The organism is Streptomyces capitiformicae (assembly GCF_002214185.1).
Classification (GTDB): domain Bacteria; phylum Actinomycetota; class Actinomycetes; order Streptomycetales; family Streptomycetaceae; genus Streptomyces; species Streptomyces capitiformicae.
The window spans coordinates 6,261,555-6,284,991 of the sequence record NZ_CP022161.1; the positions used below are offsets into that span (position 1 = coordinate 6,261,555).

General features: G+C 69.9%; 21 protein-coding genes and 1 pseudogene. 12 read left to right on the forward strand and 10 right to left on the reverse strand.

Features of this window, described 5'->3' with window-relative positions:
• Positions 1-151: 151 nt before the first annotated feature.
• The 4 genes from CES90_RS27875 to mtnA are packed head-to-tail and all read right to left on the reverse strand — an operon-like array spanning position 152 to position 5,909.
• Positions 152-1,999 carry an LpqB family beta-propeller domain-containing protein gene (locus CES90_RS27875; RefSeq protein ID WP_373313561.1) on the reverse strand — a complete coding sequence of 616 codons (1,848 nt, stop codon included), beginning with the start codon at positions 1,997-1,999 and terminating at the stop codon, positions 152-154.
• Positions 1,989-4,064, reverse strand: a complete 2,076-nt coding sequence (gene mtrB, locus CES90_RS27880) for an MtrAB system histidine kinase MtrB (RefSeq protein WP_189786863.1) — start codon at positions 4,062-4,064, stop codon at positions 1,989-1,991. Before mtrB ends, CES90_RS27875 begins: the two co-directional genes overlap by 11 nt.
• A gap of 1 nt (position 4,065) precedes the next feature.
• Positions 4,066-4,755 (reverse strand): two-component system response regulator MtrA, encoded by a 690-nt coding sequence (gene mtrA, locus CES90_RS27885; RefSeq protein WP_189786864.1) that lies wholly within the window; start codon positions 4,753-4,755, stop codon positions 4,066-4,068.
• Between the two features lie 8 nt (positions 4,756-4,763).
• Positions 4,764-5,909, reverse strand: a complete 1,146-nt coding sequence (gene mtnA, locus CES90_RS27890) for an S-methyl-5-thioribose-1-phosphate isomerase (RefSeq protein ID WP_189786865.1) — start codon at positions 5,907-5,909, stop codon at positions 4,764-4,766.
• A gap of 140 nt (positions 5,910-6,049) precedes the next feature.
• Between mtnA and CES90_RS27895 the strand changes: the two genes are divergently transcribed.
• The 5 genes from CES90_RS27895 to CES90_RS27915 are packed head-to-tail and all read left to right on the forward strand — an operon-like array spanning position 6,050 to position 11,666.
• On the forward strand, positions 6,050-7,444 hold the full coding sequence (locus CES90_RS27895) for a DUF7544 domain-containing protein (RefSeq protein WP_189786866.1): 1,395 nt from the start codon (positions 6,050-6,052) through the stop codon (positions 7,442-7,444).
• Between the two features lie 4 nt (positions 7,445-7,448).
• Complete coding sequence (locus tag CES90_RS27900; protein WP_189786867.1) at positions 7,449-8,177, forward strand: DUF4129 domain-containing protein; 729 nt, start codon at positions 7,449-7,451, stop codon at positions 8,175-8,177.
• The gene (locus CES90_RS27905; RefSeq protein ID WP_189786868.1) at positions 8,174-9,367 is read left to right on the forward strand and encodes a DUF4350 domain-containing protein; all 1,194 of its coding nucleotides are present in this window, start codon (positions 8,174-8,176) and stop codon (positions 9,365-9,367) included. Before CES90_RS27900 ends, CES90_RS27905 begins: the two co-directional genes overlap by 4 nt.
• On the forward strand, positions 9,367-10,356 hold the full coding sequence (locus CES90_RS27910; RefSeq protein WP_189786877.1) for an AAA family ATPase: 990 nt from the start codon (positions 9,367-9,369) through the stop codon (positions 10,354-10,356). The genes CES90_RS27905 and CES90_RS27910 overlap by 1 nt, the downstream gene beginning before the upstream one ends.
• Positions 10,356-11,666 (forward strand): DUF58 domain-containing protein, encoded by a 1,311-nt coding sequence (locus tag CES90_RS27915; RefSeq protein ID WP_189786869.1) that lies wholly within the window; start codon positions 10,356-10,358, stop codon positions 11,664-11,666. Before CES90_RS27910 ends, CES90_RS27915 begins: the two co-directional genes overlap by 1 nt.
• Before the next feature lie 24 nt (positions 11,667-11,690).
• On the opposite strand, the gene CES90_RS27920 is transcribed toward CES90_RS27915, so the two are convergent.
• Positions 11,691-13,373 (reverse strand): ISAzo13 family transposase, encoded by a 1,683-nt coding sequence (locus CES90_RS27920; RefSeq protein ID WP_229914286.1) that lies wholly within the window; start codon positions 13,371-13,373, stop codon positions 11,691-11,693.
• 170 nt (positions 13,374-13,543) lie between these two features.
• On the opposite strand from CES90_RS27920, the pseudogene CES90_RS27925 reads away from it, so the two are divergent.
• Together CES90_RS27925 and CES90_RS49950 are read left to right on the forward strand one after the other, a co-directional pair.
• Positions 13,544-14,227 (forward strand): annotated as a pseudogene (locus tag CES90_RS27925) (glycoside hydrolase family 32 protein); the annotation flags it as partial.
• Between the two features lie 174 nt (positions 14,228-14,401).
• On the forward strand, positions 14,402-14,605 hold the full coding sequence (locus tag CES90_RS49950) for a hypothetical protein (RefSeq protein WP_229914252.1): 204 nt from the start codon (positions 14,402-14,404) through the stop codon (positions 14,603-14,605).
• Positions 14,606-14,866: 261 nt separating this feature from the next.
• Here CES90_RS49950 and CES90_RS27935 read toward each other — a convergent pair whose 3' ends face one another.
• Positions 14,867-15,148 (reverse strand): GntR family transcriptional regulator, encoded by a 282-nt coding sequence (locus CES90_RS27935; protein WP_189786642.1) that lies wholly within the window; start codon positions 15,146-15,148, stop codon positions 14,867-14,869.
• A gap of 155 nt (positions 15,149-15,303) precedes the next feature.
• On the opposite strand from CES90_RS27935, the gene CES90_RS27940 reads away from it, so the two are divergent.
• The gene (locus CES90_RS27940) at positions 15,304-15,621 is read left to right on the forward strand and encodes a hypothetical protein (RefSeq protein ID WP_189786641.1); all 318 of its coding nucleotides are present in this window, start codon (positions 15,304-15,306) and stop codon (positions 15,619-15,621) included.
• Positions 15,618-15,881 carry a hypothetical protein gene (locus CES90_RS27945; protein ID WP_189786640.1) on the forward strand — a complete coding sequence of 88 codons (264 nt, stop codon included), beginning with the start codon at positions 15,618-15,620 and terminating at the stop codon, positions 15,879-15,881. The genes CES90_RS27940 and CES90_RS27945 overlap by 4 nt, the downstream gene beginning before the upstream one ends.
• Before the next feature lie 183 nt (positions 15,882-16,064).
• Here the strand turns inward: CES90_RS27945 and CES90_RS27950 are convergent, their stop codons facing one another.
• Together CES90_RS27950 and CES90_RS27955 are read right to left on the reverse strand one after the other, a co-directional pair.
• Positions 16,065-16,721, reverse strand: a complete 657-nt coding sequence (locus tag CES90_RS27950) for a class I SAM-dependent methyltransferase (RefSeq protein ID WP_189786639.1) — start codon at positions 16,719-16,721, stop codon at positions 16,065-16,067.
• Positions 16,722-16,792: 71 nt separating this feature from the next.
• Complete coding sequence (locus CES90_RS27955; RefSeq protein ID WP_189786638.1) at positions 16,793-17,293, reverse strand: hypothetical protein; 501 nt, start codon at positions 17,291-17,293, stop codon at positions 16,793-16,795.
• Positions 17,294-17,625: 332 nt separating this feature from the next.
• On the opposite strand from CES90_RS27955, the gene CES90_RS27960 reads away from it, so the two are divergent.
• Both CES90_RS27960 and CES90_RS27965 read left to right on the forward strand, forming a co-directional pair.
• On the forward strand, positions 17,626-18,384 hold the full coding sequence (locus tag CES90_RS27960) for a DUF6879 family protein (protein WP_189786637.1): 759 nt from the start codon (positions 17,626-17,628) through the stop codon (positions 18,382-18,384).
• 15 nt (positions 18,385-18,399) lie between these two features.
• Positions 18,400-19,251 carry a helix-turn-helix domain-containing protein gene (locus tag CES90_RS27965; protein WP_189786636.1) on the forward strand — a complete coding sequence of 284 codons (852 nt, stop codon included), beginning with the start codon at positions 18,400-18,402 and terminating at the stop codon, positions 19,249-19,251.
• 192 nt (positions 19,252-19,443) lie between these two features.
• Here CES90_RS27965 and CES90_RS27970 read toward each other — a convergent pair whose 3' ends face one another.
• A complete protein-coding gene (locus CES90_RS27970) occupies positions 19,444-19,812 on the reverse strand; it encodes a hypothetical protein (protein WP_229914251.1) in 369 nt (122 codons plus the stop codon).
• 82 nt (positions 19,813-19,894) lie between these two features.
• Between CES90_RS27970 and CES90_RS27975 the strand changes: the two genes are divergently transcribed.
• Positions 19,895-21,481 carry a serine/threonine-protein kinase gene (locus CES90_RS27975; RefSeq protein WP_189786635.1) on the forward strand — a complete coding sequence of 529 codons (1,587 nt, stop codon included), beginning with the start codon at positions 19,895-19,897 and terminating at the stop codon, positions 21,479-21,481.
• Between the two features lie 419 nt (positions 21,482-21,900).
• Here the strand turns inward: CES90_RS27975 and CES90_RS27980 are convergent, their stop codons facing one another.
• Entirely contained in the window at positions 21,901-23,319 is a 1,419-nt protein-coding gene (locus CES90_RS27980; protein ID WP_189786634.1) for an ATP-binding protein, read from the reverse strand.
• Between the last annotated feature and the right edge of the window lie 118 nt (positions 23,320-23,437).

The following is a 23,437-nucleotide window of genomic DNA, read 5'->3' on the forward strand; positions in this document are numbered from 1 at the left end:
TCGCAACCGCATGGGGTCGTCACCCACACGAGCGACACGCAGGCGTACGAAGCCGCGCCCGGTCACCCATTGGCAACTCAGTCCCAGCGACACCCCCGCAAACGCGGCGTCCCGCTGAGACAGAACTGCCAATGGCCAACGCCCGAAGCCGTCACCCCGGATAGACCGGCGCCGTCCCCTCCTTGATCACCGTCTGCCACTGCGCGCCCGGAGACAGGCGGACGATCCCGTCCGCCGAGTGGGCGACCAACGGCTGGCTCTCGTCCTCGGACGCGGCGATCTCCTCCACGCCGGTGAGGGCGGAGGGCGCCGGGCCGGGCAGGGTGGAGCCGTCGACCTGTACGTAGCGCATCTGCTGCACGCCCCCGGGCTCACGCCCGACCACCACGAGTCGGCTGTCACCGGCCCACGACATGGCCGAGACGTCCTCCAGGTCCTGTGTCACGGACCGGAGTTCGACGATGGAGACGGTGGTGCCGTCCGCGTCGGCGTCCCGCTCGATCCGCCCGATGAACAGCGACCGCTCGCTGTCCTTCTCGACGATCAGCGCGACCCGTACCCCGTCCGCGGCCACGCGCACCGCCTCGATGCGCCCGTCGAGCCCCGGGGTCCTGACCTCCAGCGGCTCGCCCATGCCGTCCTCCAGCACCAGCAGCCGAGGCTTCCTGGGGTCACGGTCGGCCACCCACAGGTCGCCCCGCCCGTCCCAACTGGGCGTCGTCAGCCGGTCCTTCGCCGTGGCACCCACGCTGCGCAGCACCGGGTCGCCGATCGTCCCGCCCATCGTCAGCGGCGCCACGTACAGTTCGCTGCCGTCGGCCGACACCCCGGCGGCCCGCTCCTCGCCGCGTGACACGGCGGCCGACCTCAGCTGCTTGTCGCCCTCGCCGAGCGCGCCGGGCACCGGCGTCGGCGTGGACACGGCATCCCTCTCGGGCAGTCGTACGAGTTTGTGCTCGCCGTCGATGAAGTACTGGTACTCGGCGCTCTTGCCGAACCCGTGCGAGGCGATGATGTCGGCCTGGCCCTCTCTGAGCACGCACAGCTGCGCTCCGGTCGACCCCTGCAGTTCGACCTCGTCCACGCCCGTGGGCATGTAGTCCTGGAGGGTGAAGAGGAGCTGGGCGGCCATCTCCGTGCATCTGCCGTCCGAGACGCGGTCGGCCTTCTCGTTGAGCGGCACGATCAGCTTGTTCTGGTCGTCGGGCGTCAGGGTCGTGGTGCCCTTCTTCAGCGCCGTACCCGAGGGGAAGCTGGTCCTCGCGACCCAGTTCAGCCAGCGGGTGGGGCCCTTCAGCAGATCCCGGACCACCTGGGTCACCGGGTCCGCCTGGCTGCGCACGTAGACCGGGTCGGCAACCGTGCCGGGCTCACCGGACTGCGCGGCGGAGGTGAAGTAGTACTTGTTGATGGACTTGTAGTTGCGCTCGAAGTCCGACCGGCCGAGGACCACGCCCTGCGGCAGCTCGTCGATGCGCCACTGCTGAGTGTCCTTCACCTTGGTGAGGTGCACGGTCTCGCGGTACTCCCCGCCGACGGGTGTGTACGCGTGCTGCTCGTCGACGCGGGCGACCTTGTTGCCGGTCAGCTCGTACCGGTACTCGGTGCCGTCCGGCTGGCTCCCCGTGACCTGGGTGTAGGGGGTGGGCGCCTCGGCGAGGACCATGGTGGACGCCTGCGGGTCCCATGTCTTCAGCGCGTTGCCCGTGAGGTACTTGCGTGCTGTCTCGTAGTTGCGGTCGTCGCTGGTCAGGGCCTCCAGGAAGCCCTGCACGATCTCCTGCGGCCGGGCGTCCTCCCCGGGTGGCAGCGCGAAGACCCGCACCTGCGTGTCCTGCCGCGGGGTCGACTGGACGTCGCGCATGTTCCCGCTGTCCGGCATCGAGGCGCACCCGGCCAGGAGTACGGCGCCCAGGCCGATGTACGTCGTTGTCCGTACCGGACGTCCGCGGCCGCGGAACGTACGTCCGCGGCCGCGTTTTTCGCGGTCAGCGCCCACGGAATGCCTCCCCCTGCTCGTGCTGCTGCTCCGAGTGCTCCGAGCCGTTCTCGGACGGCCGCTCCTCGGTGTGGCCCGCGTCGTCGTCGGCCCGCTGTGCGGGCGGCGGTGCCGTGGGGCGGGGCACTACGCGCGCGCCGTTGCCGGGCAGTGCCGTCGGGTCGGCCGTGGGGACGTGTCCGGCGCCCGGCCTGGGCCCTAGGGCCGTCCTGGCGGCCCCGTGCTCACCGGCCTGGACGGGCACCGTGGCGAGTTTGCCGCTGCCGCCGGAGGGCAGGCCGGCGCCGGCGAGTCCGCGATTGCGCCGGGAGTCCTTCGGCTCCAGGGGTATCGGGGACCCGCGCAGCGGCTCGTCCGCGGTGCGCGGCAGCGTGAGCCGGAACTGGGAACCGCCGCCCGGTTCGCCCCAGGCCTGGAGCCAGCCACCGTGCAGCCGCGCGTCCTCCAGGGCGATGGACAGCCCGAGGCCCGTGCCGCCGGTGGTACGCGCGCGTGCGGGGTCGGCCCGCCAGAAGCGGCTGAACACCCGGGTCGCCTCGCCCGGTTTGAGTCCTACGCCGTAGTCGCGGACCGCGACCGCGACCGCGCCGCCGGCCGCCGCCAGCTTGACCACGACGTCGTTGCCCTCGCCGTGTTCGACGGCGTTGACGACGAGGTTGCGCAGCACGCGCTCCACACGTCGGGCGTCGGCCTCGGCGACGACCGGCTGCTGGTCGCCGAGGACCCGTATGCGTGTGCCCTTGCGTTCGGCGAGCGGCTCGGCCCCGCTGACGACCTTCCGTACGACGTCACGCAGGTCTATCGGCTCGGCCTCCAGGGCCGCCGCGCCCGCGTCGAACCGGCTGATCTCCAGCAGGTCCGCGAGCAGTGACTCGAACCGGTCCAGCTGGTCGGCGAGCAGTTCGGCCGAGCGTGCGGTCACCGGGTCGAAGTCGACGCGCGCGTCGTGGATGACGTCCGCGGCCATGCGTACGGTCGTCAGCGGGGTGCGCAGTTCGTGCGACACGTCGGAGACGAACCGGCGCTGCATCCGCGACAGGTCCTCCAGCTGCTGGATCTTCAGCTGCAGGTTCTGGGCCATCTTGTTGAAGGCCTCGCCGAGCCGTGCGATGTCGTCCTCGCCGCTGACCTTCATCCGTTCCTGCAGGCGCCCGGCGGACAGCCGCTCGGCGATCCCTGCCGCCATCCGTACGGGTGTGACGACCTGCCGTACGACGAGCCAGGCGATGGCGCCGAGGAGTACGACGACGAACAGTCCGGCCGTCGCCAGGGTGCCCTTGATGAGGCTGAGGGACTTCTCCTCCTGGGTGAGCGGGAAGAGGTAGTAGAGCTGGTACGGGTTGCTGTTGGGGTCGCTGACCTGTTTGCCGATGATCAGGCCCGGCTGGGATTCCTGGCCGTTGTCGTAGTGGATCCGGGTGTAGCTCTGGACGGGGCCGGTGCCGTCGTCGACGCGTTCGCGGAGTTCCACGGGCACGCTGAGGTCCCATTTCACGCCTCCGGAGACGCGTGGTCCGAGGCCGCCGGTGTCGCCGTCCGCGGAGGCGGGGCTGAGCGTGACGACGTCGAAGGCGCCCTGACCGCCGCTGGAGAGGGACGCCACGAGGTTGGTCATCCACTCGACGACGTTCTGTACGTTGTCGCCGTTCAGCTCCCCGGCCTCGTTGCCGCCGGCACTCGCCGCGCTGTCGGCCCGCTGCTCGGCAACGGTGAATCCGCCGGTGGCCTGGCTCTGGGAGGCCTTGACCTTGGCGTCGAGCAGTCCGTTGCGGACCTGGCCGATGACGACGAAGCCCAGCAGCAGGACGACGCTGAGCGACATCAGCAGGGTGGTGACGACGATCCTGAGCTGGATGTTGCGCCGCCACAGCCGCATCACGGGCAGCAGCGGACGGCGCACCCAGCGCATGAACAGCCTCAGGACCGGGCTGCCCTGGACTCCGCCCTGCAGCAGCCCGCCCTCGAGGAAACGCCCCCAGCGGGAGCCCGGCGTCTTCCGGCCGACAGGCCGCTCCGCGCGGGTCCCCGGCTGGCCGGGCGCCGAAGCGGCACTGTCCCCGGACATGTCAGCTGGGTCCTGCCTTGTATCCGACGCCACGTACGGTCACCACGATCTCCGGCCGCTCGGGGTCCTTCTCGACCTTGGAGCGCAGCCGCTGCACATGAACGTTCACCAGACGGGTGTCCGCCGCGTGGCGGTATCCCCAGACCTGCTCCAGCAGGACCTCACGGGTGAACACCTGCCACGGCTTGCGGGCCAGCGCGACCAGCAGGTCGAACTCCAGCGGTGTCAGCGCGATCGACTGCCCGTCCCGCTTCACGGAGTGCCCGGCCACGTCGATGACCAGGTCTCCTATGGCGAGCTGCTCGGGAGCCGGCTCCTCCGACCTGCGCAGACGCGCCCGGATCCGGGCGACCAGTTCCTTCGGCTTGAACGGCTTGACGATGTAGTCGTCCGCGCCCGACTCGAGGCCGACCACCACATCCACGGTGTCGCTCTTCGCCGTGAGCATCACGATCGGTACCCCGGACTCCGCCCTGATCAGGCGGCACACCTCGATACCGTCCCGGCCCGGCAGCATCAGATCGAGCAGCACAAGATCGGGTTTGGCCTCACGGAACGCGGCCAGCGCCTTGTCGCCGTCGGCTACGAAAGACGGCTCAAAACCTTCACCACGCAGCACAATGCCGAGCATCTCGGCCAGTGCGGTGTCGTCGTCGACGACAAGGACTCGTCCCTTCATGAATGCCATCATCCCATTAACTAAATCGTTACCTGGCGTGACCTGTCACACAGCTCCGCAAGAGCATCGGCTGTCACGGGCGACACGGCCCCTTCCTCGGTGACTATCGCCGTCACCAACTCGGGCGGCGTCACGTCGAACGCCGGGTTGTACGCCTGTGTCCCCAGGGGTGCCACCGGTATACCGCCTCCCGCTTCTGCTCCCGCCACCGGCACCTGGGGTGCGGTGATCTCGGTCACCTCATGACCTGCGCGTTGCTCCACCTCGATGGACGCCCCGTCGGGGGTGTCCGGGTCCACCGTCGTCACCGGCGCCACCACGATGAACGGCACGTGGTGGTACCGGGCCAGGACGGCGAGCGGGTACGTCCCCACCTTGTTCGCCACCGAACCGTCGGCGGCGATCCGGTCGGCCCCGACCAGTACCGCGTCCACCTCTCCGGCCGCGAACAGTGAGCCCGCGGCGTTGTCCGTGAGCAAGGTGTACGCCATTCCGCTGCGCGCCGCCTCATAGGCGGTGAGCCGGGCGCCCTGCAGCAGCGGCCGCGTCTCGTCCACCCACAGCCTGCGCAGCCGCCCCACACGGTGTGCCGCGAGGGCCACCGCGAACGCCGTGCCCTCACCGCCCGACACCAGAGACCCGGTGTTGCAGTGGGTGAGCACCCGGTGCCCACCAGCCGGCAGCAGTTCGTCGAGCAGCGCCAGCCCGTGCGCGGCCATGCGTTCGCTGGCCTGGGCGTCCTCCCGGTGCAGCGCCCGCGCGGCGGCGAGCGCGGCCTCGGCGGCCTGTTTCTGATCGCCTTCGCGGCCGAGTTCGGCCCGATACGCGGCGTGCGCCCGGCGCACGCCCACGGCGAGGTTCACCGCGGTGGGCCGGGCGCCCGCGAGTGCGTCGGCGGCCTCCTCCACGTCGAAGCCTCGCGCGGCGGCGAGCGCGATCCCGTATGCCCCCGCGATGCCCAGTAGCGGTGCCCCGCGCACGGCGAGCGAACGGATCGCCTCCACCAGCGCGGGCGCGTCCGTGCACACCAGCTCGACCTCTTCGGCCGGCAGCCTCGTCTGGTCGAGGAGGACCAGGACGGGGCCTTCGGGTGGCTCGTCCCAGCGGATCGCGGGTGTCTCGGTCGGCCGGATGTCGTCGCCGGATTGCGCGTGCTGATCAGCCATGCGGTCAGTCTGCCCCGTATCCGGCGGACAATTGAAGGTGCGCAGCCCATACGGCCCCCGGTCACTTCTCGGACACCGCGTGGCACGATGGGCGCCAACCTGCCGCCGCGACCGCGGACGAGCACCGTGAAGGAGCGACGATGAAGGACACTCCGGGCTGGGCCTCGCCCGGATCGGCCCCCTCGGACGGCGAGAAGCCGGACCAGCAGGGTGCCGCGCAGCCTGCTGACCAGGGTGGCACGGACCAGCCGCAGCCGTCGGACCACAGCGGCGCTGACCAGCCGCAGCCGTCGTCCAAGTGGTCCAAGGAGCAGCCCCCGCCCGCCCAGTGGAGCAATCCGAGCCCTCAGGGCCCCGGTCAGGCCCCGCCACCTCCGCCCGGGGCGGGCTGGGGCGGCCACCCCGGCCAACCACACCCGGGCGGCGGCCCGTACCCGGGCCCCGGCGGTTACGGCACCCCTGGCGGCTACGGGGCTCCCGGCGGCCACCCCGGTTACGGCACCCCCGGCTGGGGCGGCGGCGGTTGGGGCGGCCCCCCGCCCGCGGCCAAACCCGGTGTGATCCCGCTGCGCCCACTCGGTGTCGGCGAGATCCTCGACGGCGCGGTCTCCACCATGCGCACGCACTGGCGCACGGTCCTCGGCATCTCCCTGACCGTCGCGGTCGTCACCCAGATCGCCGTCATCCTCTTCCAGGGCCTCGTCCTGAACGAAACGGCGAACTCGGACGTCCTCAACGACCCGACCGCCACGCCCGGCGAGCTGACCGAAGCCCTGGGCGAGACACTGCTGAGCACCACCGCGGTCCTGCTGATCTCCCTGCTGGGCACGATCATCGCGACGGCCCTGCTGACGACCGTGACCAGCCGTGCCGTCCTCGGCAAGTCGGTCACCACCGCCGAGGCCTGGCGTGATGCCCGCCCGCAGCTGTTGAGGCTGTTCGGCCTGACCTTCCTGCTGCCCCTGATCGGCAGCGTGCTCATCGCCGTGGGCATCCTGCCCGGCCTCCTCATCGTCGCCTCGGGCGGGGGCGGCGGGGGCGCGCTGCTCGCCGTCCTCGGCGGACTCGGCGCTTTCGTTCTGGCCCTGTGGCTGTTGACCCGCTTCTCGCTCGCCTCGCCCGCGCTGATGCTGGAGAAGCAGGGCGTTTTCAAGTCGATGAACCGCTCCGTCAAGCTGGTGCGCGGCTCCTGGTGGCGGGTGTTCGGCATCCAGCTGCTCGCCATGATCATCGCCAATGTCGTGGCGTCGATCGTCGTGATCCCCTTCTCCGTCGCCGGCGCGCTCGTGGACGGAGACGGCGTCTCCTCGTTCCTCACCAGCAGCGGCACGACTCTCGGCTGGACGTACCTCGTCATCAGCGGCATCGGCGCGGTGATCGGAGCCACGCTCACCTTCCCGATCAGCGCCGGCGTCACGGTGCTCCTCTACGTCGACCAGCGCATCCGTCGCGAGGCCCTCGACCTCGAACTGGCCCGCGCCGCCGGCATCCAGGACTACGGCTCCGACGCCCGCGGCACGACCCCGGGGAGCTGATGCGGTGAGACTGTCGGGGGGAGTACTGGCCGCCGTGCCGGCCTCGTGGCGCTCGGCGGACGAGCCACCGGTCACCCTCCCGCGCGACCCCGCGCGGGAGGCGGCAGAGCGCGAGCTGTCCAAGGGGATGTACCACGAGAACGACCCCAGTTGGTACGAGCGCGCCATGGACGCCTTCTGGGAGTGGCTCGACAAACTGTTCGGCGCCGCCTCCGCCGCCACCCCGGGCGGCGCGCTCGGCCTCGCCGTCATCGTCCTGTTCATCCTGGCGCTCATCGGCGCCCTGTGGTGGCGCCTCGGCACCCCGCGCCGCACTCCCACCTCGTCCGCCACGCTCTTCGACGACCGCCCCCGCAGCGCCGCCGAACACCGCGCCGCCGCCGAGGCACAGGCCGCCCAGGGCCGTTGGAACCAGGCCGTCCAGGAACGCATGCGTGCCATCGTCCGCTCCCTGGAGGAGCGCGCCCTGCTCGACGTACGCCCCGGCCGCACCGCCGACGAAGCGGCCTCCGAGGCAGGCGGCGCGCTCCCCGCCCATGCGGACCGACTGCGCGCCGCCGCCCGGGACTTCGACGACGTCACATACGGCGGCCGATCCGCATCCGAAGGAACGTACCGCCGCCTCGCCGCCCTCGACGACGACCTGGAGCACGCCAAGCCCGCACTTGTCGGCAGCAGCTCCCAGAGCGCGGCGAGCACGACCCACAGCACCCGCCAGGAGGCCGCCGAATGACCACCGAGGCCACGCTCCCGTCCACCTCGGCCTCGCCCACCGCCCGCCAGGTGTGGACCCGCGCGCGCGGTGTCGTCATCGGGGCGGTCATCCTCCTGGCGGCTGCCGTCGTGATCGCCGTGATCCGCTCCGGCGCCGAGCACGGCCGCCTCGACCCGCGCTCCGCCGACCCCAACGGCAGCCGTGCCGTCGCCGAACTCCTCGACGACCAGGGCGTGTCCACCCGCCTGGTCACCACCCTCGACGAGGCGAGCGCCGCGGCCGGCCCCGACACCACGGTCCTGGTCGCCGACCCGGACCGGCTGACCGACTCCCAGCAGAGCCGCCTCCGCGCGACGACCGAGACCTCCGGCGGCCGCACAGTCCTCGTCGCCCCCGACTCCCCGTCGGTGAGCACACTCGCTCCCGGCGTCGGCGCCGATCCCGCCCCGAGCTTCGACTCCACGCTCGCGCCCCGCTGCGACCTGCCCGCCGCCCGCCGCGCAGGCACCGCCGACACCGGCGGTGTCCGCTACCAGGTCACCGCCCGCGCCGCCGACACCTGCTACCCCAGCGAAGGACTGCCCACCCTGGTCCGCGTCCCGGCGGCCGAAGGGGGCGGCGACACCGTCGTACTCGGCGCCCCCGACATCCTCTACAACGACCGCCTCGACGACGAGGGCAACGCCTCCCTCGCCCTCCAACTCCTCGGCTCGCGCCCCCATCTGGTCTGGTACCTCCCCTCACTCGCCGACGCTTCGGCAACCGACACAGAACCCCGCAGCTTCTTCGACCTGCTCCCCTCCGGCTGGCTCTGGGGCACCCTGCAGCTCTTCATCGCAGCAGCCCTGGCCGCCCTCTGGCGGGCACGCCGACTCGGCCCCCTGGTGCCCGAGAAACTCCCCGTCGCGATCCGCGCCTCCGAGACCGTCGAAGGCCGCGCCCGCCTCTACCGCAAGGCGAACGCCCGCGACCGCGCGGCCACCGCTCTTCGCTCCACCACCCGCACGCGCCTCGCCCCCCTCGTAGGTGTCCCCGTCTCCCGGGCGCACTCGCCCGAGGCCCTGCTCCCCGCCCTGTCCAGCCACCTCCACGGCGACGGACAGTCCCTGCACGCCCTCCTCTTCGGCCCGCCGCCCGGCGACGACACGGCCCTCATCGCCCTCACCGACCAACTCGACGCCCTCGAAAGAGAGGTACGCCGTTCATGATGGACCCGACCACTGACAACGCCGGGACCACTGGGGATCCGGGCGCCGCCCGAGCCTCCCTGGAGGCCCTGCGCGCCGAGATCGCCAAAGCCGTGGTCGGCCAGGACCCCGCCGTGACCGGCCTCGTCGTCGCCCTCCTCTGCCGCGGCCACGTCCTGCTGGAAGGAGTCCCCGGGGTCGCCAAGACGTTGCTCGTCCGCGCCCTCGCAGCCGCGCTCGAACTCGATACCAAGCGCGTCCAGTTCACCCCGGACCTCATGCCGAGCGACGTCACCGGCTCCCTCGTCTACGACACCCGCACCGCTGAGTTCTCCTTCCAGCCCGGCCCTGTCTTCACGAACCTCCTCCTCGCCGACGAGATCAACCGCACGCCCCCGAAGACCCAGTCGTCCCTCCTCGAAGCGATGGAGGAACGCCAGGTCACTGTCGACGGCACCCCCCGCCCCCTCCCCGAGCCGTTCCTGGTCGCCGCGACCCAGAACCCGGTCGAGTACGAGGGCACCTACCCGCTTCCGGAGGCCCAGCTGGACCGTTTCCTCCTCAAACTGACGGTCCCTCTCCCGTCCCGCCAGGACGAGATCGACGTCCTCACCCGGCACGCCGAGGGCTTCAACCCACGCGACCTGCGCGCCGCCGGCGTACGCCCCGTCGCGAACGCCGCCGACCTCGAAGCCGCCCGCGCCTCCGTCGCCAAGACCACGATCTCCCCCGAGATCACCGCCTACGTGGTGGACATCTGCCGCGCCACCCGGGAATCCCCTTCCCTCACCCTCGGCGTCTCCCCACGAGGCGCCACCGCCCTCCTCGCGGCCTCCCGCGCCTGGGCCTGGCTGACGGGCCGCGACTATGTCATCCCGGACGACGTCAAGGCACTCGCGCTCCCGACCCTCCGCCACCGCGTACAGCTCCGCCCGGAGGCCGAGATGGAAGGCGTGACGGCCGACGCGGTCATCAACGCGATCCTCGCCCACGTCCCCGTCCCCCGCTGATGGCTCCCACCGGACGCGCCGCACTCCTCGCGGCCCTCGGCTCCCTCCCCGTCGGCATCTGGGAACCCAGCTGGACGGGCATCCTCGCCGTAAACGCCCCCCTGGCATTGGCGTGCGCCTGCGACTACGCCCTGGCCGCCCCCGTGCGCCGCCTGCGCCTCACGCGCTCCGGCGACACCTCCGCGCGCCTGGGCGAAACCGCGGACGTCACCCTCACAGTCACCAACCCCTCCAAGCGCCCCCTACGCGCCCATCTCCGCGACGCCTGGCCCCCCAGCAGCTGGCTGCCCGGCACCGACGTCGCGGCCTCCCGCCACCGCCTCACGGTCCCCGCGGGCGAACGCCGCCGCGTCACGACCCGCCTGCGCCCCACCCGCCGAGGAGACCGCCAGGCCGAAAAGGTCACGATCCGCTCCTACGGCCCCCTCGGCCTCTTCGCCCGCCAAGCGAGCCACAAGGTCCCCTGGACCCTACGGGTCCTCCCCCCGTTCACCAGCCGCAAGCACCTGCCGTCCAAACTGGCCCGCCTGCGGGAACTCGACGGCCGCACCAGCGTCCTGACCCGAGGCCAGGGCACGGAGTTCGACAGCCTCCGCGAGTACATCCCCGGCGACGACACCCGCTCCATCGACTGGCGCGCCACAGCCCGCCAGTCATCCGTCGCGGTACGCACCTGGCGCCCCGAACGCGACCGCCACATCCTCCTGCTCCTGGACACGGGCCGAACCTCCGCCGGCCGCGTGGGCGACGCCCCCCGCCTCGACGCCTCCATGGACGCGGCCCTCCTCCTCGCCGCCCTCGCCTCCCGCGCCGGCGACCGCGTGGACCTCCTGGCCTACGACCGCCGCGTCCGCGCCCTCGTCCAGGGCCGCTCGGCCGGCGACGTTCTCCCCTCCCTGGTCAACGCGATGGCCACCCTCGAACCGGGACTCATCGAAACGGACGCCCGAGGCCTCACAGCCACCGCACTCCGTACGGCCTCCCGCCGCACCCTGATCGTCCTCCTCACCAGCCTCGACGCAGCCCCTGTCGAACACGGCCTCCTCCCCGTCCTGTCCCGCCTCACACAACGCCACACGGTCCTGGTGGCCTCGGTCGCCGACCCGCACATCGCCCGCATGGCCGATTCCCGAGGCACCACAGACGCCGTCTACGACGCCGCAGCGGCGGCCCAAGCCCAGACAGATCGCCACCGCACCGCCGAACAACTCCGCCGTCACGGCGTCACGGTCGTCGACGCGACTCCGGACGACTTGGCACCTGCCTTGGCTGACGCCTATCTGGCTCTGAAGGCAGCAGGACGCCTCTAATTCCTTCTTAGGGCTTGCCGGGAATCAACACGTCGGTTTGATCTTGGTTTTGTCGGGGTCGAGGAACCTGGCGACGTCTTCCCGGGTGCGGAAACGGGCTGTTGAGGTGGGGAGATGAACGCCATGGGCTTGAAGGAGCGGGCGGACGTCTTTGGCTGCGCGGCTGATGGTCATGGCGGTGGTGTGGAACAGCTGGCCCAGGAGGTCCATGGTCGCGAGTTTTCGCAGGTGGAGCACGGTGACCAGGACTCGGTCGGCTGAGGTGAGCTTGGCTTTGGCACCTGCGCCAGGGGCGACCAGGCGCTCGTGGCCTCGACGTGTGCGGAGCGCTTGCTCGCGTTGAGCCTCCATCGCTGGAGTCAACGAGTCGATGAGCTCGCTGAGCTGCCGGCGGGTCATCCCGGTGCGTTCCGGATCCTGGAGCGAACGCCGCGTGAGGTGAGTCGGTCTGTCCGCCAGGACCTCGTCCGGTGTGCTGCCGGCGGTCGCCGCGTCCATCGGACGCTGGGGGTGGAGGGTGTAGTTCCAGTCGCCATGGAAGCGATGGCGAGTGATGGGCAGGGCGGCGATGTCGTCGTCGCTGACGCGGATGCCGGTGGGGTACTCACCGCTGTCGAGTTCGGCACGGACGGTGAGGCCGGTGCGGCTGGTGGTCGCGGCGATGGTTTGGAGCATGACTTCATGGCTGGTCAGGGGTCTGCCGCGCCAGTTCATGGTGATGTGGGAGAACAGCCGGTGCTCGATCTTGTTCCACTTCGAGGTGCCGGGCGGAAGGTGACACACCGTGATCTCAAGGCCGGTCTCGGCAGCGAGGTCGGCGAGCTGGGTCTTCCAGCCGCGGGTGCGGTAGCCGATGGAACCCCCGCCGTCGGCGGTGATCAGCAGTCGGCGGGCGTGGGGGCAGTCGTGTCGGCCGCGGGCCTGCCACCAGCGCCGGATCGAGGCGACCGCGAACGCCGCGGTGTCGTGATCGGTGCCGATGCTGACCCAGCCGGTGTTCGCCGCTATGTCATAGATTCCGTAGGGAATCGCTTTCTCGGCCTGGCCGGGGAAGTCGTGCGTCTTGACCCTCGCGGGCTGCCCTGCGGGCCGCCATTCGTGTCCGGCGTTCTTGTAGTCGCCGATCAGCTCCTTCTTCTTGCTGTCCACGCTGATCACTGAGTCACCGGCGTCCCTGTGGTCTCGTGCCTGCTCATTGAGGTAGCGGAACTGGGCGTCCCTGTCGGGGTGCTGAGCACCCTCGATGGTCTTGGCGTTGGCCTGCAGACTGAAGCCTTCCTCCCGCAGCAGGCCGGCGACCGTGTCGGCGGAGACCCGGTGGCCCTGCCGGGTCAGCTCCGCTGCCGGCTTCCGGGTCGACTTTGTCGTCCATCGCAGCGGCGACATCGGGTCACCCCGCTCGTCGGGCCAGACCAGCGCAAGCAGGGCCGGCCGCAGCCCTGGATCAAGGTCCACAGCCTTCTTCCGGCCCCCACCAGGACGACGGACCCGCCCCAACAGAGCCTGACCAGACTCCAGTTCAGCCGCTCCGCGCGAGACCGCGCCCTCCCGAACCCCGGCCGCGGCAGCGACGAGCCTGATCCCACCATGCCCCAGCGACAACGCTTCCGCCCCTATGGCCAGCCGACGCTGACGCTCGTCCAGATGCGGCAACAACACCTGGAACTTCGCAGCCAGGACCGCCTCGATCCCCTCCGGCCTCCCCATACCAGAACAACGAGTCCCACAACCGGAAGCCACGACTTGTTTCCCGGCAAGCCCTTAGAGCTCGTAACACGAGCTCTAAGGACAAAACACAAAAAGGCCCACACCAAATGGTGTGGGCCTTTCGCAATATTTGTTCGGCGGTGTCCTACTCTCCCACAGGGTCCCCCCTGCAGGACTACTACGCGGCGGTGTCCTGGGAGAACGCCCCGGGCGGCAAGCGGTACATGATCGGCTGGATGAACAACTGGGACTACGCCGGCTCCGTCCCCACCTCTCCCTGGCGCGGCGCCCAGAGCGTTCCCCGGGAAATGGCACTGCGCACGATCGACGGCCGGATCCGGCTGACCAGCAAGCCGGTGGGCAGCCTGGAGTCCCTCCGGCGGCAGCGCCCGGCGACGGCGTCCGACGTCACCGTCAAGAACACCTCCAAGCCTCTGATCGGCCCCGCGGCCGGGAACAAGGCCCTGGACATCGAGGCGACCTTCTCCCTCAAGGACGCCGACCGCTTCGGCCTGAAGGTCCGCACCGGCGCGGGCGGCGAGGAGACCGTCATCGGCTACGACACCACGACCCAGGAGCTGTACGTCGACCGCACCCGCTCCGGCGCCGTGGACTTCAACAGCACCTTCCCCGGCGTCCAGACCGCACCCCTGAAGGCCAAGAACGGCAAGGTCAAGCTGCGCATCCTCGTCGACTGGTCGTCCGTCGAGGTCTTCAGCGGCAACGGCGAAGCGGTGATCACCGACCAGATCTTCCCCGACCCCTCCAGCACCGGCGTCGAGGTCTTCGCCGTAGGCGGCACCGCGACCCTCGACCAGTTGCGGGCGTGGCAGCTGAGGTCCGTCTGGAGGTGACGAGCCCTCAGGGAGCCCGAGAGCCTGGAAGACAAGCGCCGGATCGCGGCCAAGATCATTGGCCGGTACTCCAAACTTTCGGCAGCCGCTGGGGCGGTCACCGCAGCCCCGGGCGCGATTCCGGGGATCGGGACGGCGGTCACAGTCCTGGGCGACGGTGTCACTGATGTCGCCATGGCACTCAAGCTCCAGGTCGACATGTGCATGTGCCTGGTCGAGGTGTACGAGACCGAGCTGAGCAGTGAGGACAAGAAGCACCTCGCCTTCGTGCTCGCGTTGGCGGGTTCGGCAGAACAGCCAGCGTCGAAGGGTGGCAAGGCAGCGGTCCAGAAGATCGCCGAGAAGTTGGTCTACCAGTACCTGCGAGGGAGGATGTGAAGTAGCAACACTGCATCGGATCCGCCCCCGCCGACTCAGTTCGTGGGGGCGTCCTGTCGCGGGTGAGCCCTCCGGCCAGGCGGCCGAGGTGCTCGTCCGCGTACGCCACGGCGGCGGCCTGGTACCACCACGAGTCGCAGCACCTACCCGCCGGACCGGGAGAAGGCGGGCCATCGACCTGGTCATCAAGCAGACGGAGTTACTTCGCCAACGAGTGGTCGACGAACGGCACACCGGGCAACTGAACGCGACCGAGCTTGGCTATGCGGAGGGGGCGGGGGTTTCGGGGGAGGGCGGCAGGTGGTCGGCCACGAACCACCCTCGCTGGGGTACGGCGTACACCCAGCCTTCTTCGGCCAGCAGTCCGAGCCCTCGCCGTACGGTCGTACGCGCGATCCCGTATCGCTGCACAAGCTGGGCCTCACTCGGCAGCATCCGCCCGGGCCGCCAGTCACCGCGCTGAATCTGCCCACGCAGGATCTCGGCCAGTTGCCGGTACGGGGTCAGCGGCGCGCCATGGTCGATCTCAGCATCAGGGTTCATGGACTTGACGCTAGGCAAGCGGACTGATGCACGCTCTTTGAGATACGTCTCGCGACGAAGCGATACAAGGCGACACCATGGCCCAAAGAAACGCCCCGGCCGGAAGGGTGAGAGCTTCCATGCCGGGGCTGAGCCGACTGATTGGGAGTCGACCTATGCGCAGCCTACTGGCCGCGATTCTGACCCTCTTCCTGCCCGCCCGCGGCACCCACCGCTCCGCAGCACCCCCACCACCACTGCCCCTCACCCCCTGTCCGCCCGCTCCGGAACCCCCACCCGTGATCACGTGCCCACACTCGGCCGACGTGATCACCGTCGACGGCATGCCCCTGGTCCGGCCGTACGTCGTCGAGTGGGAACGCGAGCGGGACGAACATGCCCGGCGCCGCCTTCAGCGCGAGCGGCGCCGGGCGGCGGTCCTGGCGACGCTGGGCCAGGACTACGTTCCGGTTCCGTGGGAGGTCGCCGCATGAGCACGAGTACGCCGCGTCTGCGCAGTCTCGGCCTCGACCCGGACACCGGCAAGGAGGCCCTGGCGGTCACGCACCCCGGCGGCCGTCTTGAGGAGCTGGCAGACGTGCACGCGCTGAAGGCCGCCGCTGTCCTGGTGACGGTCGTCGGCGCAGTACTGGAGGTGGGAAAGGCGCCGGACGCCGAGCTCGCCGCCTTCGTAACGCCGTTGCACGCCGCGCTCGAAGAATGCGTCGGCATTATGGCTGCGGACAGGGAGTGACGACGTAGAGGTATTCCACCTTGCGGCCGGTGGCGCCCGGAGGGTTCGTCCCTGGGCGCCACTGACCCACATCCGCCGCTGCTCCTTGACCTCAGGTCCGTATCCGGTCGTCATCCTTCTCGCACGCGTGGCGCTCGGCTGCCCGCCTCACTCCCGGATGAGACCGCGATGCACCGCCCAGGGTCACGGTGCGACTGCTCGTACGAGGAGCGTTCCGATGTGCCCGGGATGCGGGGCATCGAGTATCCGGGCGTCGGCTGTGCGGAACCCAGCCCGAGAGAGCAGGCGCTCCCATACCGCCGGGCGGTAGCTGTAGCGGTAGGTGAACATCGCCTTTCCGGCGAAGCCTCCCTTGTACATGCCCTGCGGCCCGTACGCGCCGGGGATGGCCGGAGGCTGGGAGAAGACAATGACGCCACCGGGCTTGAGCCTCTGTCGGACGAGCGGGAGGAGACGGCCCGGGTCGGTGAACCAGACGGCTCCGAAGATCGAGTAGATCGCGTCGTACACCTCCTCGTGCTCGCTCAGATACTCCAGGACCTCGGAGCACACGAACTCTGCACCGGTCCCGGCCCACTTCGTGGTGGTCTTCCTGACCATGACGGGAGACAGGTCAACGCCCCGAGCGGTGATGCCGCGTTCAGCGAGGTAGGCGAGGGCGCGGCCGGTGCCGCAGCCGATCTCCAGGGCGGAACGCGGGTTACCCAGTAGCTCTGGTCCGGGTCCGTGACCGGCGTACTGGGTCCAGCAGAAGCTCGGCTCCGCGTCGTCCTTGAAGGCGGAAGCGGCGTAGGTGTCCCACAGCTCCGTCTCGGCGGCGATGTCGTGTTGTGCGGGCAAGGGGATTCCTCTTCGCAAGGGTCGGTCCCTGTCCTCCTGGGGCCGAGGACAGGGACCAGCGTAGGGGCCATTCAGTGGCTGTCGGGGACCTTGTTGTCGCACGGCGAGCAGTCCGTGCCGTCGATCGCCCACAGCTCCTCGTCGACGTCGAAGCCGATGGACTTCAGGAAGTCCGCAGTGCGCAGGCACAGGCCGTCGCGGCGGCGCTCGATGAAGGGGGCGTGGTGCTTGTAGTGGCCCTCGTTGTACGCGTCGCAGAGGGCCCACCACACGGGCGTGTCGAGGATGAGCTGGTGAACGCCGATGTCGACGAGCTTGCCGACGCCCAGGTGGACCTCGGGGTGCTCCATGCAGCCGATGGTGTACATGACGGCGTCGCCGAGGATGCGCTCGGCCATGTCGCGGACCATCGTGTGATCGCGCAGCAGCAGGGCGACCTCGCGGTCCCAGAGTGTCATGCCGCTGTCCAGCACGTTGATCGTCAGGTGTTTGACGTGGGGCTGGACGGCGTTGAAGAGTTTCTTCGGGTCCCGTGTGCGGGTGCTCATGGGTCGGTCGAGCGTGACGGTCATGGACTACTCCTTCGGAGACAGGTCGTGCCGTGCAGGTTCGAGCCCGTCCCGCCCGTCAGCCTGTTCGGGCTGGGAGCGCGGCGCGAGCGTCTTGCGGATCCCGTTCCAGCGAGGGCTACGTGTGACCGGGCTGGACCGGGCGTAGGTGTGCTCCAGCCATGAACGCGACGGTAGGGAGCGGGGCTTGTCAGGTGCCAGAGAAGTTGCGCGGAGTTGCTCGTCCGCTGGGCGAAGTTGCGTAAGGTTGCTGATTCAGGCCAACCAAAGCTCGGACACGAGGCGTTGGTCTATTGGAGGCTTGGAAGATCAGTCCCCGAGAGAAGGACGTGATCATGCCACGTCGGCTGCGTTTCAACGGCACGGGCAGCGGCGTCAACGGATGCCCGTCCCTTCACGAAGATCTCGACACAGGCGAGCTCATCGTGCACGGCCCGGCGCTCACGGACCCCGACGACATCGCCCAGCTCCGGCACCTCAACGAGAGCGAGGTGCCCATCGTGGTGCCTCGCGAGCTGTTGGTCGACTACGGACCGAAGGAGGCCGTCCACGTGGCCACCGTGATCGGGCTGGACGAGTTCGACCGGCTCTTCACACAGTTCGAGCACACGGCGTGGCGCCTGGAGACGCGCCGCCGCTACGCGTCGGACGAGCTCACCAGCGCCTACGCCCAGTTCATGCGGGGCGAGTCCGTCAACTGGGAGGGAGTCGACGCGGAATGGTGCGCGGAGCGCCGCGAGCAGGTGGCTCTCGGCAAGCGGTTCGAGCGTGTCCGGATCGTCGACAACCCACCCACGGTCGGCCAGCTCTATCTGCTCGACAACGCACGCCGTAACAGTGCTGTCGGAGAGAGGATCCTCAATCTGTGGCGAGAAGATGCCGACCGCCTTGGCTTGCCCTCCGAGGATTTCTGGATTTTCGACTCCCGGCTGGTCGCGCTGCTCAAGTTCGATGACGCCGACAACCTGGTCGGCGTCGAGTTGATCACGCAGCCTGCTGCGGTGCTGCGGTACGCCATGGTGCGCGACGCGGCGCTGCATCATGCCGGCCCGTACGAGGAGTTCGCGGCACAGCTGACCGCGAAGGAGGACTGAGGCAGGTGCGTATCGGTGAGCACGGACTACCAGCAGGCACGGCAAGCACTCGGGGTACGGCTGCGTGAACTCCGACTTTCCGCCCCTGGAGGCCGGCTCACCGGTGCCGAGCTCGCCGAGCAGTACGGGTGGAACAAGTCCAAGGTCAGCAGGCTGGAGAACGGCAGGCAGACTCCGACGCCCGATGACCTGCGCAACTGGGCGGAGGCAACCGGTCAGCCGGAGGCGTACGACGAGCTGGTCGCACGCCTGAGGGGCTTCGAGTCCCACATCAGGTCATGGCGACGTCAGCTGGCCTCGGGGCACAAGGCGGTCCAGGACACCCACCTGAGCGCTCATGCCGACGCCTCGGTGTTCCGCGGCTGGGAGTCCTCCATGATCTTCGGAATTCTCCAGACTCCGGACTACGCACGGTCGATCTTCACAAGATATGCGGAGCTACAACGGTCGCCACGGGACACCGAGGAAGCAGTCCGGTCCCGCATGAAGCGGCAAGAAGCGCTGTACGACTCCTCGAAACACTTCCGCCTCCTCCTGTGGGAAGCCGCCCTTCACGCCTTGATCTGTCCACCGTCGGTGCTTGCGGCCCAGCTCGACCGCCTCTCAGGAGCCATCGGTCTGGACACGGTCGAGCTGGGGATCATCCCGCTGTCCGCCTCGCTCAAGATTCCCCCGGCCACCGCATTCTGGATCTACGACGACCGTCAGGTGGTCGTCGAGAACTGGCACGCGGAGTTGTGGATCGACGACGCAGCCAGCGTGGAAACGTACCTGCGGACCTGGAAGACGCTCCGGGAGTCCGCCGTGTACGGCGCTGACGCCCAGAACCTCGTCAGCGCGGCACGACGAACGTTGCGCTCACCCTGACGCCGACATTTGAGCGACGTGCCCTGCCCCGAACCGCTCACGCGGCGCGCGCCTCGACCGGTCACTCGGCGTGCCTCGTACACCTTCCGCTCCAGCGCGTACAACCGAACGCGACGGAGCGTCACCACTAGTCGCGGCAGACGATCGGATCCGCCGCCAGGGCCGCAACTCCCTGGCGGCGCCGAAGTCTGTTCATCGCTCTCCTCGCAGGGAGATGGCCTCTTGGGCGAGCAGCAGTGCGAGGGGGCCGCCTTGAAGCAGGAAGCGTCCGTCGATCGCGGTCTGGATCGCGTCGCGCATAGGCCACCACATCAGCTTGAAGTCCCCTCGCTCAGGGTGAGTTGCCGCGGTTCCGAGGTGAGCGCTTCGGCCAGGAAGAGGTGGATGCGGGCGGTGGCTCAGAGTGATGGGGTATGAGCCGAGAGAGCGCCAGGAGAGGACGGTGATCCCGGCTTCCTCGACCGTACGGATCGAGGTCACCGATACCCGCTCGCGCTCCTCCCCGTCGCCCGCCACCGCGCCCATGCCCATGGCACCGCCCATGCCCTTCCCCTGTCGCACCGCGACCGCTGGACGCCATCTCGACGCAGCGGCCACACTTGACCCCTGACCGTGACTGTCCAACACGCACACCGGGGGCAAGGTGCCGCAGGAGGCGATCTCCGACCGTTACGAACTCCTGGAGGAGCTCAGCCACGGCGGCATGGGCGACGTGTGGCGCGGCTACGACGCCGTGCTCGACCGGCCCGTCGCCGTGAAGCTCATCCGGCAGGCGTCGGTCACCTCCCCGCAGCTGGCCGAGGAGTTCGCCAAGCGCTTCCGTCGCGAGGCCCGCATCACCGCGCGTATCCAGCATCCCGGTGTGCCGCAGGTGTACGACGCGGTGCTCGACGCGTCGTACGAGCGGCTGTTCCTGGTGATGGAGCTCGTCGACGGCGTACCGCTGTCCGCCTACCTCGACCCCGGCCGGCCGCTGCCGGTCAGCTGGGCGGCCGCCGTCGCCGCGCAGGTCGCGACCGTGCTGTCGTACGCGCACGACGTGCCGGTGATCCACCGGGACCTCAAGCCGGGCAACATCCTCGTCGCCCGCGACGGCACCGTGAAGGTCCTCGACTTCGGTATCGCGGCGATGCTGCGGACCGACGTCACCAAGCTGACCGCGACCGGCAGCCCCATCGGCACCCACCAGTACATGTCGCCCGAGCAGGTCCGGGGCGGACGCATCACCCCGCAGACCGATCTCTACGCTCTCGGCTGTGTGCTGCACGAACTCCTCAGCGGGCGCCTCGTGTTCGAGGCGGAGAGCGAGTACCTGCTGATGTACCAGCACGTCAACGCCGCCCCCACCCCGCTGCGCCGGCTGCGGCCCGACGTCCCCGAGGCGCTGGAGGAGTTGGTCCTGCACCTGCTGCGCAAGGCGCCCGAGGCGCGGCCCGCCGACACGCAGGAGGTGTACGCACGGCTGCTGCCGTTCCTCCCGCCGCCAGGCCAGGAGCCCGGCACGGCGGATGCCGGGCCGGCCGGCGCGCCCGACCCGACGGGCGTGTTCCGGCACCCGTTCGCGCCCCGCGCCCGCCCCCAGGCCCCGGCGCCCGGTGGTCCGACGCCGACAGCCGTCCTCCCGGGGGCCCAGCCGGTGCCCGTCCCCGCCCGGCTGCGCGAGGACATCAAGGAGGCGTACGCCCATTCCGACGCCCTGCTGGAGGAGGAGCGGTTCGCGCAGGCCGCCGAGGTGCTCGGCGAGGTCATCGAACCCGCGGCCCTCGCCCTCGGCTCCGAGAGCAAGCAGGTCCTGGCGCTGCGCCGCCAGCGAGCGGCGATCCGCCTCCTCGGCGGCGACTACCGGGCCGCCCTGCCCGAGTTCGACGCCCTCGCCGACGCGTACGCCCGTATCGCCGGGCCCACCGGCGAGCAGGCCCGCGCCTGCCGCGCCCAGGCGGCCCGGTGCCGCGCCGAACTCGGCCAGGTCACCGACGCGCTCGCCGCGCTCCAGGGCGTGCTGAACGTCGTGCGGGCCGTCGACAGCGACGTGAGCGAGGAAGCCGTGGAGCTACGGCACAACATCGGGATGCTGCTGCTCGCGCAGGGCCGGGCCGCCGAGGCGCGCCAGGTCCTCGAACCACTCCACCAGGACATGTGCATGGTGTTCGGCCCCGACGACGAGATGACCGTCGAGATCGCCGAGGCACTCGCCGTGATCCGCCTCGACCTCGACGAGTCGGCTTCCTGAGCGGGGTCCTCCAGACGTGGCATCGGCCGAACCCCATACTGCGCGCGGCGAGTTCGAAGCCGTCGCCGCATCGGTGACCACAACTTCCGGGCCGGGCTCCAACCGTCACGATGAGCAGTGCACACCACTTCGCCGCTCCAGTCCTGGGTCGATGCCGCACTTCGAGACCAGTGGGAAGGCAGTTGGCCGTACGCCCACCGGGTGTTGGACGACGCTGTCGAGCAACTAACGAACATGGCGTTCCGCTACCGGGGGCTTCGCAAGCACCTGGCCGCAGACCTCTCCACGGGAGGGCCCGACGGACTGGCATCCGCTGCTGATACGTGCAGTTGATCCCCGGCAGAAGCAGGAAAGTCTCTTCGCCAGCCGGAGTCCGACCGGCAGACCTGTGGCTCCGGTCCCGCATGTACCCGGCGCGCTCAGGAGGACCACGCCGCGAGGAGTTCCGCCGGGCCGTACGCAGCGTCGAGGCCTGCACAGTCGGTCCCGCTGCGCGACACAGCGATCACAGGCACGGGAGCAGGCGTGAGCGCGGCGCGGTGTCGGTGCAGCGCCGCGAGATCGTGCCGGTCGAACGGGGAGTTCTCCAGCCACTTCACCGAGCCGACGAACAACAGCTCCTTGGCGATCGGCGCGCGGTCCGCTCCCACGACGTCGATCTCCACATCGTTGGTACGGGTCCAGTAACCGCCGATGGCGGGGGCGGCCGGGAGGTTCGCGTCGGGCAGCAGTCGCGCCAGCGCCTCGCGCACCAGAGGTTCAATGGCCCTGCCACGCCAACTGGTCCAGTTTTCGCGGATGCGCCGCAGCGTCAGGTCACCCCGGCCTCGCTCGATCTCCTCCATCGCCGGTCCCAGGAGCTTCAGCCAGAAGCGGAGGTAGGGATCCGCAACCCGGTAGCGACGATCCTTCGAAGGCCGCGTGGACACGGGAAGCTCCGCCGCGATCACCCGCTTGTCCGCCAGGATTCCCAACGACCGCTGCAGCGGGGTCGCCCCGATCCCGCCGGCGGCACGGGCAATGTTGGAGAACGTCCGCTCACCGCTGCCGATCGCCGAAAGGACGGTGCGTGCTTGGACCTGCTGGGGGAACTCCGCGGCGAGCGAGCGCTCCGCCGACACCAGCAAGGCCGAGACCGGATCGCTGAGCGCCGCCTGAAGGAACTCCCACATCCCGGCGCCGTGCGTCCACTCCGCACAGATCAGCGGCAGTCCACCGGTGATCAAGGCCGCGTCGAAGGCCGAGGCGGGATCGAGGCCCAGCATCTCGCCCACCTCCGCCGGGTTGAGCGGCCCCAGCACCATCTCCCGTCCGCGCTGGTGGAACGGGCGTCCATAGCTGTTCAGCGCCTCCATCATCGACAGGTCGGAACCGATGAGAACCAGCAGAACCGGCTTCCTCTCCAGCACTCGGTCCCAGGCCCGCTGAAGCGTGCCCTCGAAGGCGCCCTCCGCATCCATCAAGTAGGGCACCTCGTCCATGACCACCACGCTCGCCCGGTCGTGCGGCAGTGCCGCCGCCAGTACGTCGAAGGCGGCATCCCAACTCGCCGGGCGGGCCGCGGACAGCAGATTCGCCAGCGGAAGGCTCGACGACTGCGCATCCTGGCCGAGCCGCTCCAGGTCCGCCCCCGGCGACGCCCCTGTGGCGGCATAGAAGATGAACGGCGCACCGGACCTCTCGGCGAACCGCTCCACCAGCCGCGACTTACCCACCCGTCGGCGCCCTCGAAGCATCACGCACCGCCCGGGCCGCTCCCCACCGACCCCGGCCGTCACCTTGCCCAGCTCGCGATCCAGCGTCTCGAGTTCGTGCCGCCTGCCCACGAAATCGGCCACGTCGCCACCTTCCATCGGGTGCCCAGCATCAACACAGATACTAACATTGAAGTTAGTAACACAGAGGTTAGTGACAGGCCTGCTCGGAAGTGTTCTCGGTGATGATCTCGCTGGTGAA